The sequence below is a fragment of the Agrobacterium sp. CMT1 genome, from assembly GCF_037203725.1.
Taxonomy (GTDB): Bacteria; Pseudomonadota; Alphaproteobacteria; order Rhizobiales; family Rhizobiaceae; genus Agrobacterium; species Agrobacterium pusense.
The window spans coordinates 433,459-446,498 of sequence record NZ_JBBCAR010000003.1; the positions used below are offsets into that span (position 1 = coordinate 433,459).

Sequence of the window (13,040 nt, forward strand, 5' to 3'; positions counted from 1 at the left end):
CGTCCTGATATTTGCGAGGTTTTCAAATCCTTGGGACAAAACCAGGGATGGCGAATGGAAAATGCTCGACGCTCAAGGAAGGCGAACGGCTGCACCGCGCTCAGAGCGACGCCAAAGGCGATCACTTGCGCAGAACGTGCAGCATGCCCTTGCGTTTTGCATCGTAATAATAACCGCGCGCGTAAAGCCTGACGGCGTTGTCGCGGTCGTTGCCCGCTACCACCCATGCGCCGCGTAAATATTTTACGGCGTATTTGAGATTGGTTTCGGCGTCGAACAGGCCCGAGGCGGGGCCATCGAAGCCCATGGAGCGTGCCGTAGCGTGCCTGATCTGCATCAGGCCGAAGTTACCGCTGTTATATGCGCCGGGATTATACCGGCTTTCGCGCTGCACCACGCGATGAACCAGGTCTTCCGGTACATCATACATGCTGGCGTATTTGGAAATCAGCCCGCTCAATTTTTCGCGTCCGGCAGGTGGCGTATTAAGCGGCGCAGTCATCGCTTCATTCTGCCGGATGGCGGCAAGGGCGGCGTTGGTCGGCCCGGCGGCATAGGCGAGAACGGTGCTGTCCGGCTTGGGCAGCGGAATGACTTTGCGTTCGGCCGTCAGTTCGGTGCCGATGGAGGGTGAGCCGGGTGGCGGCGGTGCCGGCGGGAAGCTGCCCTTGACGGCAACCACCTGCGGCAGATAGGCCGCGGCATTATGGGAGGCAGGTTTGGCCGCCGCAGCCGCCGTTTCGATGGCTGCCGCCGCGGGAGCGGCGCTTGCCGGTGCGAGTGCTGCGGCCGCGGTGGGTGCAGATGCCGCCACGGCGGCTTGGGCGACCTCGGTCTGCTGCGGCTGCATCTGGGCAGTGATCGCAGCGGCGGCAGCTATTTCGGTAGCCGGCGGCAGCGCCACGCGTCCGCCCTTGACGGCGACGGCTGTGGGAAGTGCTGCTGCCTGAGAAGAGGCTGCGGTTTCGGCGGTCTGAACCGATGCAGCTGTCGGGGTTGCTGCTGCGGCCTCGGTCGCTGCCGGCTGCGCGGATGTCGACGCAGGAGTGGTCGCGGGGTCGACCGTTGCGATTTTAGGGCCGTTTGGCCCATCCTTCGCGGTATATTCGACGCTGGTGCATGCGCTCAATGCCAGTGCCAGACCCACGGTGGAAGACAGAAGAAGTGTCCTTCTTCCGCGGAATTTGCCCGAATTTCGCATGTTGCCGCCTTCGTTATGCCTGTCTTTCGATACCCCCGCGTCGAGCGAAGCAGGCAGTGTCCCGTCGAGCTTCATTAACCTATTGTAAGGAAAGCGGCAAGCCGGGAGGCGACTTGCAGTGTTTCAGGCCGCGATGCGCCTGTATCCGGCGCTGACCGCGCGGCCCGAAATGAAGTGCGTGCGGTACTTCTGGCGGATTTTCTTGTCGCCAGACATGCGCCGCACCAGTGCCAGAGTCGATTCGGGAAACAGCCCCTGCACGATGAGAATGGCCAGAGCCAGTAGCAGGACTGCGGCCTGCGCCACGGCAAACGTCTCTACCGCATTGCCGGTGGTGGAGATGAATTGCGGCAACAGCGCCAGGAAGAAGGTGAAATAGCGCGGTCTCAGGGCGGCGGTTGCATAACAATCGCGGAACGTTCCGCTCCCGGACTTGCCAGCCAGATTGTCATTATCGGCATTGGCCGCCTGGGCGGCGGGAGTGGCGAAAGTCCACAGGAAAAACAGCATCAGCCAACCGAGCCCGGCCCATTGCACGATTTCCACGAAAGACTGCGGCATATAGGCAAAGCCGGCCACAGGAATGGCTGAAATCGTCATGGCGGTTACGATACCGAGAGCGCCGCCGCTGACGGAAGCCAAAAGCGTCTTTTTGCCGCGGATGGCGGCATAAGAGGCGACAGAAAATACAAGGGGAGAGGGGAGTGCGAACACCACGGCACATGCTGCACAAAAAATCAGCCAGGCCTGTCCAGACATTCTCTTCCTCCTTGCCCTCCCTGTCGCCGTCTTATTTTAGCCTACCGTAAAATCAGGCCGCTGTGAACGGCTGACCGACATGTTCCATCACTTCGGTAAACCATTTGGCAGAGAGGTCGAAATGCTTTCCGCCCTTGATACGCGGAAATTCGATGGTCCGCAATTTGCCATTCTGGTCGTCGTCGTGGCCGGTGACACCGGAGACCTTGTTGAGTGCGCTTTCCACGGCGAGATCCACCATGCCCTGGATGAGGCGCAGATCGTCACCATTGGCGGGGGCAGAGCGGGCGAAATAGCCCGATTTTTGCACCATGGAGCGTTCTGCGCCGATGAGGCTGGCAAACTGCTTCTGGAACCAGCCGCCGACATTGATCGTGTCGATCTTCACATGGCCGAAGGCATCGCGCTTTACCGCTTCGCCGGAAGCCTCGCGTTCAGCGACGATGGAATCGAGACCGGCACCTTCGGAGACGAACAGCGTGACGTAGCCGTGTCTGTCCATGATTTCCTTCAGGCGCTCGGCTTCCGCTTCGATGTCGAAGGCCATTTCCGGCAGGTAGATGCCGTCGATGTTCTTCATCTGCGTGTTCATCATCAGGCCTTCGACATATTCGTTGCCGTTGGTCTTCTGGATATAGGCACGGGCGGTAGCCGCCGTCAGCCAGCCGCAATGGCGGCCCATGACTTCGTGGATAACGAAGGTTTTGGGGGCTGCGCTCTGCTCGTTGCTGACATTGTCGAAGAAGGACGCGCCGACTTCGGCGGCCGTCCAGGCGCCAAGCGACTGCTTGATCGGAACCACGTCATTGTCCACCGTCTTCGGCAGACCGACGACGGTGAGGTCGTAGCCGTTGGCGCCGAGATAGGCGGCGAGGTCCGCTGCGGTCGTATTGGTGTCGTCACCGCCGATGGTATGAAGAATGGTGACGCCGTCAGCCGCCAGCCGCTCGGCAGCGACACGAAGCGGATTATCGCCTTCCTTGACGAGGCCGCGCTTGGCGCAATCGGCGGCGTTGGTAAGCTTGACGCGGCTGTTGCCGATCGGCGAGCCGCCGTAACGATGCAGCAGATGCGCCTTTTCCCGCATGTCTTTGCTGATTTCGATGCGATCACCCAGAAGCACGCCCTGATAACCGGAGCGGTAAGCGATGATGTCGATCTCAGGCGCTATATCGCTGTATCGTTCGATCAGGCCGCCCACGGCCGAAGAGAGACAGGGCGCAAGGCCACCCGCGGTCAGCATTGCGACTTTCTGTTTGGCCATCATGGCTCTCCTTTTGCGTATACTCAAACACATGTCTGGACATGTCTGGCAAATGGATGCGACAGCCGCGTGTAGGTGTAAAGTGAATTTATCAAGAAAAACGCCGATTTCTCGCGCTTTTTCAGCGGCTTGACCTGACCGGGCGAATATAATCGTTTCAATAGGCCCATTGCGGACACGGGCCCAGTGCCCTGTGGAAAACTCAGAGTTCCGTTCACCCCGCTATCTTGTTCCTGAAGCAAAACTGTCGCAAAGATGAATAAAAGTTAATGCCGCTTACCCGCTGTGGATATTGCATTCGCGGCAATATCCCGTCATGCTTGCGGTCATGATGTTCGATTTCGCCTGTTTGCAAATTTCATCCCTGTGGGAACGGCTGCTCGGCGCAATCGGCGACGCGGCAGGCAACGCGCTTGGTCGCGTGGTGGAAGCCATCCGCACCCTGTTCGAAGGTGATCCGGAAACGCGCCGCAAGGTCTCTTTTTCCGTGGCCATCATCGCGCTTTCCGCCAAGATGGCGAAGGCCGACGGCATCGTCAACGATGCCGAGGTGCGGGCCTTCAGGCAGATTTTCGATTTTCCGGAAGAAGAAGCCAAAAACGTTGCCCGTCTTTATAACCTCGCGCGTCAGGACGTTGCGGGTTACGAAGCCTATGCGGAGCGGCTTGCCGGTCTTTGCGGTTCCGGTCACGATAATTGCGAGATGCTGGAAAGCGTCATCGACGGCCTGTTTCATATCGCCAAGGCGGATGGCCTGATCCACGAGCGTGAGCTCGCCTTCCTCGGCCGTATCGCGGAAATCTTCCATATCACCGAAGATCATTTCGAAACGATCATGGCGCGGCATGTGCATATGGATGGGCGCGATCCCTACCGCGTGCTCGGTGTTTCGCCGTCCGACGACTTCCTGGATATCCGCAAGCGTTACCGTTCGCTGGTGGCGGAGCATCATCCCGACAAGCTCATCGCCCGTGGCGTTCCCATGGAATTGCATGCGGCTGCGAATGAGCGTATGGCGGCTCTCAACGCCGCCTATGCGGCCATCGAGAAAGAACGCCGCGTCGCATGAGTGAATGCCTGCCGGATTTTACCCCGGATTTCGGGGGCGCAACTGTTGCGCCTTCGCCTAATCACGGCGAGAGGATCGGCGTGCCCGGTCCCGATATCATTCTTCTTCATTATACCGGCATGACGACAGCCGATGGCGCTCTGTCGTGGCTCTGCAATCCCGAAAGCCAGGTATCGAGCCACTACTTTGTTTTCGAAGACGGGCGCATCGTCCAGCTTGTGCCGGAGACCCGACGTGCATGGCACGCGGGAAAAAGCTCCTGGGCCGGGGACGAGGACATCAACTCCCGCTCCATCGGCATCGAAATCGCCAATCAGGGTCATCCCGGCGGGCTGCCGGAATTCCCCATGGAGCAGGTGGAAGCCGTCATCGAATTATGTCGCGATTGCGGCCAGCGGTGGCATATCGCCCCTGAAAGGGTGCTTGCCCACTCGGACGTGGCGCCGATCCGCAAGGTCGATCCGGGCGAAAAATTCCCGTGGGACATCCTGTCGCAGCACGGTGTCGGCCATTGGGTTGAACCCGCGCCAATCCGCGGCGGGCGTTTTTTCCAGCGCGGCGACCATGGCCAGCCCGTCGAAGCGCTGCAGTCGATGCTGTCCATCTACGGTTACGGCGTTGAAATAACGGGCAATTATTGTGAAAAAACCGAGGGCGCCGTGGCGGCGTTCCAGAGGCATTTCCGGCCCGCACTGGTGGATGGCATTGCGGATTTTTCCACCATTGACACCCTGCACCGGCTGATTGCCAGCCTGCCGAAATTTTCGGTCGCCTGAACGCAGATTCTGGAAAACAAATCCCGGTTTGCCGCGCTCCGCAAGTCGCTTTTTTTGGGTTGCCACAGTTAATCCGCATTGAGGAAGTTTAAGAACAGCACTGTATGCGGTGATGTTCTTCAGGGGAACCTGCCGTCAATATCAATCAAGGAGACCGGACAGCGGAGAGTCGCGATCGACTTTCCGGGCGTTGACTAATTGTGCCGATTCATTGTTCCGGTCCTCCGATCTGGAGACTTTTTCTACATATGAACAGGGTTGTTGTTGCTGTCGTAGTGGGTATTGCTGTACTCGCTTCGCAGGCGGGGATTGCTTTTGCCAAAGATGAAGACGTGAAGACCAAAACCGTGACGCTGGAGAATTTCTTCCGCAAGCCCGGTTATCCCATGCCAGAAAAGAGCCTGCCTTCTTCGCTCAGGAACGATTATTCCGATCTGATCGTCAAATATGCCAAGCGTTACGGCGTTCCCACCAATCTGGCGCATGCCGTGGTTTCGGTTGAAAGCAAGTTCAACCCCAAGGCTCGTGGCAGCGCCGGCGAGGTCGGGCTGATGCAGATCAAGCCGGCAACGGCGCGGATGATGGGTTATCGCGGCACGACCAAGGCGCTGTACGACCCCGAGACCAACATTCGCTGGGGCATGCAATATCTGGCGACGGCGCATCAGTTGGGCGGCGGTCAGGTTTGCAGCACGATCCTGCGGTACAATGCCGGCCATGGCGCAACCCGCATGAACCCGGTCTCCAAGCGTTATTGCGGCAAGGTGCAGGCGCTGCTGGCCGGCTGAGGCCTCCATCGTCTGAGAAATTGCGAAAAGCGATTCCGCTTCCACCCGGCATGCTGTAGTCAGAAGCAAAGCTGATACGGAGCATGACATGCCGGATTTCAAATATATCGTCGTCGGGGCCGGGATGATGGGAGCGGCTGCGGCGCGGCATCTCTCAGTGCAAACGGATGGCGTGGTGCTGATCGGCCCGGGTGAACCCGCCGATCCCAAGACCCATAAAGGCGTGTTCTCAAGCCATTACGACGAGGCGCGCATCACTCGCGGGTTTGACGGCGATCCCGTCTGGGCGGAACTGGCGCAACGTTCCATCCACCGTTATGACGAGATCGAGGCTAAGAGCGGCATCCGCTTTTTCACCGAAGCGGGCTGCCTGTTCACCGGCAACGGCAAGGGTCTTGCCGGTGATTATGTCTCGCGCGCCCTTTCCTCGGCCGACCGTCTAGGCCTTGGCGTAGAGACGCTGGGCCATGATGTGCTTGCCGACCGGTTCCCGATGTTCTCCCTGCCAGCCGATCACGGCGGTTATTTCGAGGCGCGGAATGCCGGTCACGTCAATCCACGGGCCCTGGTGAAAGCGCAGTGCGCCATTGCGGAAGCGCAGGGCGCACGGTTGCTGCGCGAGACGGTGGCGCATATTCGCGATACCTCCCGTGGCGTTGAGGTTTCGACCCGCGAAGGGGCCATCCACACCGCCGAAAAGGTCATCGTAGCCGCCGGCGGTTTTACCAACATGGCAGAACTTCTTCCATCGCCGGTCGATATGGCGGCAACGGGCCGAACCATCGTGTTTTTCGAGCTGGATGAGGCAAGGCAGGCCCTGTTTGGAGCGATGCCATCCACCATCGTCCTCGCGGAGACCGAGGACGACATCGTCTACATTCTGCCGCCGGTGCGTTATCCCGACGGCAAGGTCTATCTGAAGATCGGCGGCGAGAGCGAGAAGGGCAGGCTAGAAACGCTGGCTGACGCGGTTGGCTGGTTCCATTCGGACGGCACGCCTGAGGAGGTGGAGTTTTTGAAGAAGCGGGCGATATCACTGATGCCGGAGCTTGCCGGCTGCCCCGTGACCTCCGGCTCCTGTGTCGCCTCCATCACCCGCAGCGGCTATCCCTACATTGGCTATACGCAATCTTCCAACATCGCCGTTCTGACCGGCGGCAATTTCGTTTCCGCCAAATCTTCGGACGAAATCGGACGGCTGGGAGCCGTGCTGCTTTTGAACGGTCAGCTGGCAGAGGATGAGTTCGCCGCCGAAATGGCCCCGGTTTTCGTCTGACATTTTCGGGCGAAGCGGCTAAAAGGTTTCAACGGAAGTGAGTGGGTAAAGAGGGGCGGCATGGCGGGACATTTCAAATATATCGTCGTGGGCCGCGGCATGATGGGCGCCGCCGCCGCCCGCCATCTGGCCGAAACAGTGGATGGCGTCGCGCTGATCGGTCCCGGTGAGCCTGCAGATATAAAATCGCATCAAGGCGTCTTCGCCAGCCATTACGACGAGGCGCGGATTACCCGCACCATCGATGGCGATGCCGACTGGGCGTTGCTCGCTAACCGTTCCATTGCACGTTATGGCGATATTGCGACACGCAGCGGTGTCGAGTTTTACGCGCCGGTCGGCTGCCTGATGGTTGGACCTGAGCGGGGCGGCGCCAATCCCTTTGTCGATGATGTTCTGAAGGCGGCTGCTCGGCTCGGGGTTTCCACGGAACTCCTGGATGACCAGAGCCTGAAAAGCCGCTTTCCCTATTTCTCCTTCGAACAGAGCTGCGAAGGCGTCTTCGAGAGGGATAATGCCGGTTACGTCAATCCCCGCGCGCTGGTGAAAGCACAGACCATACTGGCGGAAAAGGCGGGTGTTACGCTGATCGACGATATCGTTGTTTCCACGCGGGAAGAACGTGGTCGGGCATCGGTTCATACGGCATCAGGTGCGGTTTACACCGCAGACCGGGTGTTGGTGGCGGCTGGCGGCTTCTCGATTACCAAAGATCTGTTGCCCCAGCCGGTAGCGCTGGATGTCTATGCCCGCACCGTTGCTTTCTTTGAGATAGATGAGGGTGATCTGGATCAATATGCCGGCATGCCGTCGCTGATCTACGAGCCGCGCGATACGACAAAACATATCTATCTTCTGCCGCCGGTCCGCTATCCCGATGGCAAATTCTACCTGAAGATTGGCGGTGATCCCGATGACAAGCGGCTCGGCAGTGATCCGGAAATCCGGGAATGGTTCCGTTCCGGCGGACGTGAAAGCGTGCGGGATCATCTCGCTGACATCGTCGGAACGCTGGTGCCTGCCATCGATCTCTCGCGTGTCTCGATGGCCGCCTGTGTCGTCTCCAAAACCGGCAGCGGTTATCCCGCCATTGGTTTCACAGCCTCGCCGCGCATCGCCGTTCTGACCGGTGGTAACGGCACGGCGGCCAAGAGCTCCGATGAGATCGGACGGCTTGGCGCGTTGCTGCTACGAGACGGAGAAATCGCCGACGGTGCTTTCTCGACGGATTTCAAACCCGCATTTCTTTAATCTTGGCCGTCGCTTTTCGGTGGCTTTCGCTGCGGAACATGGTTATGCAGCCCATGCCAGTTGGCCGGGCAGCCGCGCTTTACCAATGTCGAAAGACGGTAAGGTGAGGAAAGTCCGGGCTCCACGGAAATACGGTGCCGGATAACGTCCGGCGGGGGCGACCCCAGGGAAAGTGCCACAGAGAGCAAACCGCCATGCATCGCATGGTAAGGGTGAAAGGGTGGGGTAAGAGCCCACCGCGCTTCTGGTAACAGCGGCGGCAAGGTAAACCCCACCGGGAGCAAGACCGAATAGGGATGACACGGGGCGGGCGAAAGCCCGTTCACAGCCGGTTTCCGGGCCCGTCATCCGGGTGGGTTGCGCGAGGCGGCATGCAAATGCCGTCCCAGATGAATGGCTGCCACGTTCCGGGTCAAACCGGGGCCATACAGAACCCGGCTTACAGGCCAACTGGCGAATTTCTTCTTCGGCTTCGAGGGCGGAAATTTTGGCAGGATGAAGACATCCTGTTGTTTCATAAAAGAAAATAGATTTTTCCATGATGCATTTTTGCGTCGTGAAAGCGGGTTGCTGCGCGCAAAGTAAACCATTCGTTAAACTTAACGGCTTATGAATTTCCGATGCGAAGGCGGTATCGTGCCGGCTTCATCCCATTGACGCCCATAGTGTCCCATGGTATCCCAAATGCACACCACATTGGGTCGTGTTTTTGACCCGCAATCGCTGAAACGAGTGAGGAGCCTGCAAGGGGCTGCTGCAGGGCACGTCGCCCTGGCGCTTGGCGATGTGTCGTGCGTACCGGTGTCGGCTGCGGGGCGGATGAATCGCTTTGCGGCATGCGGTTTTGGCGAGTTGAGTAATGGACCGCTTTTTATCGAACGTGACGAACAGGATCGACGCCAAGGGGCGCGTTTCGGTTCCGTCTCCGTTTCGTTCGGTGCTGGCCAAGCGCGGCGTTCAGGAGCTTTATTGTCTCCAGGATTTTGCGTTTCCGGCAATCAGTGTCGGCGGTCCGGATCTGCTGGAGCGCTACGAGCGGCAGATTGCGTCCATGGATGCCTTCTCGCCGGAAGCGAACGCAATGTCGCTGCTGGTTCACGGCGGCGGTGTTTTCATGAAGCTCGACCAGGAAGGTCGATTGATGGTGACGGATTTTGTGCGGGAATTCACCGGCATCACTACCGAGGTCACCTTCGTCGGACGAGCGGATCATTTTCAGCTTTGGCAACCGGATGCGTTTTTGGCGGCGCAGGCGGAAGCAAGAGCGGGGCGCGGTTTTTCGGCTGCTCGCCCCGCCTAGGACGGGGACACTCAATGGCGGCGAATTCTGGCGGACGATCTTCTGATGCCGATGGCGGACCTCAGCGCCATATCCCCGTGCTGCTTCGTGAAGTCATCAGCGCGCTTGAACCCGCCCCCGGCAAAATTATTCTGGATGGCACTTTCGGCGCCGGCGGCTATACCCAGGCCATTCTCGATCGCGGCGCAAATGTCATCGCACTAGACCGCGATCCAACGGCGATCTCCGGCGGTCAGGCAATGGTCGCAGCCAATGGCGGCCGGCTTTCGCTCATCCAGTCGCAATTTTCCGATCTCGCGAAACATGCGCCCGAGGGCGGCCTTGATGGCGTCGTTCTCGATATCGGCGTATCCTCCATGCAGATCGACGAGGCCGAGCGCGGTTTTTCCTTCCAGAAGAACGGCCCGCTCGACATGCGCATGTCCGCTTCCGGCGTTTCGGCAGCCGATGTCGTCAACCGCGCCAAGGTTGGTGATCTCATCCGCATCTTCGGTTTTCTCGGGGAAGAAAAGCAGCCGGGTCGCATTGCCCGCGCTATCGAGAAGAGGAGAGCGGAAGAGCCTTTCCGCACCACCCGCGATCTGGCGGGCCTGATCGAGATCGTCACGCCACGGAAAGCCAAGGACAAGATTCATCCGGCAACGCGGGTCTTCCAGGCGCTGCGTGTTTTCGTCAATGATGAGCTGGGTGAGCTGGCGCAGGCATTGTTTGCCGCCGAGCAGGTTCTGAAGCCCGGCGGTCGGCTGGTCGTCGTCACCTTCCATTCGCTGGAAGACCGTATCGTCAAGAAATTCTTCTCCGACCGTTCGGGCAAGGCAGCCGGTTCCCGGCATCTGCCGATGGTGGAGGACAAGCCCTCCATTTTCGAGAATATCGGGAAGCCGATGATTGCTGCCAGCGACGAGGAGGCGGAGCTTAATCCGCGGGCCCGTTCGGCCAAGCTCCGCGCTGGCCTGCGCACCACGGCACCGGCGCGCGCTGCGGATTTCTCGATATTCGAGCTTCCCGATCTCGCCAGCCTTGAAAAGATGGGAGGCTGATATGCTGCGCACTTTCGATGTCATCTTGATGGGGGTCATGGTCGCTGCGGCGGTCGTGACCTATTCGATCAAGCACAAGGCCGATCTCAAGCTTGAGGAGGTCCGCAAGCTGGAGGCGGAAATCAAGCTTGAGAAAGATACGATCGATCTCCTGCGGGCTGACTGGGCGCTGCTGACGCAGCCGAACCGTCTGCACCGTCTCGTCAATGCCTATCAAACGGAACTCGGTCTTTCGCCGACACTGCCGACGCAACTGGCGCAGCCGCGCGAGCTGCCGATGCTGCGTTCGCAATTGCCGCAGCCGCCCGAGCCGGAAGGCATGAGCGTCGAGGATGTCATCGCCGCTGCCGTCAATGGCTCCAAACCCGGCGCGACGCTGGGTGGCGCTTCCAAGCCAAAATCACCGCCGGCAGGCCAGATTGCCGTCAACGGCGTGCCGGTGCCTACGCCGCGTGCCCGTGTTTCTCGCCCGGCACCGGCACCCGTGCCCGTTGCCTCCGCCACCGCCGGTGATGAAACCGACATGGACGACACGATAACAGGATCGGTGAACCGCTGATGTCTTTTCTCTCCCGCGCCATGGTTTTGAAGAGCAAGGCTCACTTTTCCGCCAGCACGACCGGCATCCACACCGATCATGCGGCGTTTGAAGGCGCGCGCAAGAAGCGCGCGGCGCAGGCGAAAAGCCGCGTCGGCCTTCTCATTTTCGGTTTCGTCGCCTTTTACGCCGTCGTCGGCGGCCGTCTGGTGCAATATGGCATGGCAGAGCAGGAGACGGTGTCGAGCATCGCGCCGGCCGACAGGCTGATGGCGTCGCGCCCTGATCTTCTCGACCGTAACGGCGAGGTGCTGGCCACCGATATCCGCACCGTCTCGCTGTTTGCCGAGCCCCATCGTATCGTCGATATTGACGAGGCCATCGAAAAGCTGCGCACCGTCCTGCCGGATCTCGACCAGCGCACGACCTATCAGAAGCTCTCCTCCAATTCGCGGTTCCAGTGGCTGCGCCGCCAGTTGACGCCAAAGCAGCAGAGCCAGATTCTCGCGCTCGGCATTCCCGGCATCGGCTTCCGTCCGGAAAAACGTCGCTTCTATCCCGGCGGGCCGACCGCAGCGCATGTCGTCGGTCACGTTAATATCGACAACCGCGGTGTTGCCGGCATGGAGCGTTACGTCGACAGCCAGGGTCTTGCCGATCTCACGGCGCTCGGCATGACGAGCGATCAGCCGCTCGAGCCTGTGAAGCTTTCCATCGACCTGCGCGTGCAGTCCATCGTGCGCGAAGTCGTGACTTCGGCCATCACCAAGTTCCAGGCGATCGGCGCCGGTGCCGTGGTTCTGGATGTGCATACCGGCGAAGTGCTGGCCATGGCCTCGGTGCCGGATTACGATCCGAACAACCCGGCCGAAGGCGCGAAAGAAGGCTGGCTCAACCGCATGTCGAACGGCACGTTCGAAATGGGCTCCACCTTCAAATCCTTCACCATTGCCATGGGTCTTGATTCGGGCCGCGTCCGCCTCGGTGATATGTTCGACGCGCGTTACCCGATCCGCATCGGCGGCTTCACCATCAAGGACTTCCACGGCAAGGGCCGCATGCTCTCGGTGCCGGAAATCTTCCAGTTTTCGTCCAATATCGGTACGGCCAAGATTGCCGATACCGTTGGCACCGAAGGGCACAAGGAATTCCTGACGCGGCTTGGTCTTCTCACCCGCATGCAGACCGAACTGCCTGAAGTGGCGCTGCCTTCGCAGCCGCGTGAGTGGAAGAAGATCAACTCCATCACCATCTCCTTCGGCCACGGCGTTTCAACCACACCGCTGCAGACGGCGGTTGCCGGTGCGGCACTCGTCAATGGCGGCAAACTCATCGAGCCGACCTTCCTGCCGCGCACCCGTGAACAGGCGGATCAGGTGGCAAAGCAGGTGCTGAAACCCGGCGCCAGCAAGGATATGCGCTTCCTCTTCGAATGGAACGGCGTCAACGGTTCAGGCCGAAATGCGCGCGTCGATGGCTTCAACGTCGGCGGCAAGACCGGCACGGCCGATAAGGTCGTCAACGGCCGTTATGTGCACGACAAGAACTTCAACGCCTTCCTGTCGGCTTTCCCGATGGATGATCCGCAATATGTGGTGCTGTCCTTCATCGATGAACCGAAGACCGATAAGGGCAATGGCGCGGCACTCGCCGGCACGTCCGCAGCACCCATGGTGCACGATATCATCAGCCGCACGGCGGCGGTGCTGGGTGTGAAGCCGAAGTTCGGCAAGGATGGCTCGGCCTTGCTCGTGTCTTATTGATTGTTAGCTTATGAT

Annotated in this window: 12 protein-coding genes and 1 other RNA gene; 10 read left to right on the forward strand and 3 right to left on the reverse strand. The window is 59.8% G+C overall.

Translation table 11 applies throughout. From position 1 onward, the window contains the following. Positions 1-121: 121 nt before the first annotated feature. The 3 genes from WA845_RS07065 to WA845_RS07075 all read right to left on the reverse strand — a co-directional run bounded on the left by WA845_RS07065 (position 122) and on the right by WA845_RS07075 (position 3,224). Positions 122-1,201 (reverse strand): transglycosylase SLT domain-containing protein, encoded by a 1,080-nt coding sequence (locus tag WA845_RS07065; RefSeq protein WP_112554323.1) that lies wholly within the window; start codon positions 1,199-1,201, stop codon positions 122-124. A 123-nt stretch (positions 1,202-1,324) separates the two neighbouring features. Continuing rightward, complete coding sequence (locus WA845_RS07070) at positions 1,325-1,960, reverse strand: LysE family translocator (RefSeq protein ID WP_022556608.1); 636 nt, start codon at positions 1,958-1,960, stop codon at positions 1,325-1,327. A 52-nt stretch (positions 1,961-2,012) separates the two neighbouring features. After that, complete coding sequence (locus WA845_RS07075; protein WP_112554321.1) at positions 2,013-3,224, reverse strand: pyrophosphate--fructose-6-phosphate 1-phosphotransferase; 1,212 nt, start codon at positions 3,222-3,224, stop codon at positions 2,013-2,015. A gap of 328 nt (positions 3,225-3,552) precedes the next feature. On the opposite strand from WA845_RS07075, the gene WA845_RS07080 reads away from it, so the two are divergent. The 10 genes from WA845_RS07080 to WA845_RS07125 all read left to right on the forward strand — a co-directional run bounded on the left by WA845_RS07080 (position 3,553) and on the right by WA845_RS07125 (position 13,025). Beyond that, a complete protein-coding gene (locus WA845_RS07080; RefSeq protein ID WP_034498855.1) occupies positions 3,553-4,293 on the forward strand; it encodes a J domain-containing protein in 741 nt (246 codons plus the stop codon). Next, positions 4,290-5,069 carry an N-acetylmuramoyl-L-alanine amidase gene (locus WA845_RS07085; RefSeq protein ID WP_107339236.1) on the forward strand — a complete coding sequence of 260 codons (780 nt, stop codon included), beginning with the start codon at positions 4,290-4,292 and terminating at the stop codon, positions 5,067-5,069. Before WA845_RS07080 ends, WA845_RS07085 begins: the two co-directional genes overlap by 4 nt. Before the next feature lie 248 nt (positions 5,070-5,317). Continuing rightward, the gene (locus tag WA845_RS07090) at positions 5,318-5,857 is read left to right on the forward strand and encodes a lytic transglycosylase domain-containing protein (RefSeq protein WP_004442810.1); all 540 of its coding nucleotides are present in this window, start codon (positions 5,318-5,320) and stop codon (positions 5,855-5,857) included. Between the two features lie 88 nt (positions 5,858-5,945). Beyond that, positions 5,946-7,133: an FAD-dependent oxidoreductase gene (locus tag WA845_RS07095; protein WP_112553915.1), complete on the forward strand. Its 1,188-nt coding sequence runs from the start codon at positions 5,946-5,948 to the stop codon at positions 7,131-7,133. 60 nt (positions 7,134-7,193) lie between these two features. Next, positions 7,194-8,384, forward strand: a complete 1,191-nt coding sequence (locus WA845_RS07100; RefSeq protein WP_112553913.1) for an FAD-dependent oxidoreductase — start codon at positions 7,194-7,196, stop codon at positions 8,382-8,384. Between the two features lie 56 nt (positions 8,385-8,440). Continuing rightward, positions 8,441-8,842, forward strand: an RNA gene (gene rnpB / locus WA845_RS07105) — RNase P RNA component class A. Between the two features lie 401 nt (positions 8,843-9,243). After that, on the forward strand, positions 9,244-9,684 hold the full coding sequence (gene mraZ / locus WA845_RS07110; protein WP_035209666.1) for a division/cell wall cluster transcriptional repressor MraZ: 441 nt from the start codon (positions 9,244-9,246) through the stop codon (positions 9,682-9,684). A gap of 14 nt (positions 9,685-9,698) precedes the next feature. Continuing rightward, positions 9,699-10,724, forward strand: coding sequence for a 16S rRNA (cytosine(1402)-N(4))-methyltransferase RsmH (gene rsmH / locus WA845_RS07115; protein ID WP_022556601.1), 1,026 nt, complete (start codon positions 9,699-9,701; stop codon positions 10,722-10,724). 1 nt (position 10,725) lies between these two features. Continuing rightward, positions 10,726-11,283 (forward strand): cell division protein FtsL, encoded by a 558-nt coding sequence (gene ftsL / locus WA845_RS07120; protein WP_004442805.1) that lies wholly within the window; start codon positions 10,726-10,728, stop codon positions 11,281-11,283. Beyond that, positions 11,283-13,025 (forward strand): peptidoglycan D,D-transpeptidase FtsI family protein, encoded by a 1,743-nt coding sequence (locus WA845_RS07125; RefSeq protein ID WP_004442804.1) that lies wholly within the window; start codon positions 11,283-11,285, stop codon positions 13,023-13,025. Before ftsL ends, WA845_RS07125 begins: the two co-directional genes overlap by 1 nt. Positions 13,026-13,040: the final 15 nt, after the last annotated feature.

Coding starts and splice junctions, on each gene's coding strand:
- WA845_RS07065 (WP_112554323.1), bottom strand. CDS start 1,201: ATGCGAAATTCGGGCAAATTCCGCGGAAGAAGGACACTTCTTCTGTCT.
- WA845_RS07070 (WP_022556608.1), bottom strand. CDS start 1,960: ATGTCTGGACAGGCCTGGCTGATTTTTTGTGCAGCATGTGCCGTGGTG.
- WA845_RS07075 (WP_112554321.1), bottom strand. CDS start 3,224: ATGGCCAAACAGAAAGTCGCAATGCTGACCGCGGGTGGCCTTGCGCCC.
- WA845_RS07080 (WP_034498855.1), top strand. CDS start 3,553: ATGATGTTCGATTTCGCCTGTTTGCAAATTTCATCCCTGTGGGAACGG.
- WA845_RS07085 (WP_107339236.1), top strand. CDS start 4,290: ATGAGTGAATGCCTGCCGGATTTTACCCCGGATTTCGGGGGCGCAACT.
- WA845_RS07090 (WP_004442810.1), top strand. CDS start 5,318: ATGAACAGGGTTGTTGTTGCTGTCGTAGTGGGTATTGCTGTACTCGCT.
- WA845_RS07095 (WP_112553915.1), top strand. CDS start 5,946: ATGCCGGATTTCAAATATATCGTCGTCGGGGCCGGGATGATGGGAGCG.
- WA845_RS07100 (WP_112553913.1), top strand. CDS start 7,194: ATGGCGGGACATTTCAAATATATCGTCGTGGGCCGCGGCATGATGGGC.
- mraZ (WP_035209666.1), top strand. CDS start 9,244: ATGGACCGCTTTTTATCGAACGTGACGAACAGGATCGACGCCAAGGGG.
- rsmH (WP_022556601.1), top strand. CDS start 9,699: ATGGCGGCGAATTCTGGCGGACGATCTTCTGATGCCGATGGCGGACCT.
- ftsL (WP_004442805.1), top strand. CDS start 10,726: ATGCTGCGCACTTTCGATGTCATCTTGATGGGGGTCATGGTCGCTGCG.
- WA845_RS07125 (WP_004442804.1), top strand. CDS start 11,283: ATGTCTTTTCTCTCCCGCGCCATGGTTTTGAAGAGCAAGGCTCACTTT.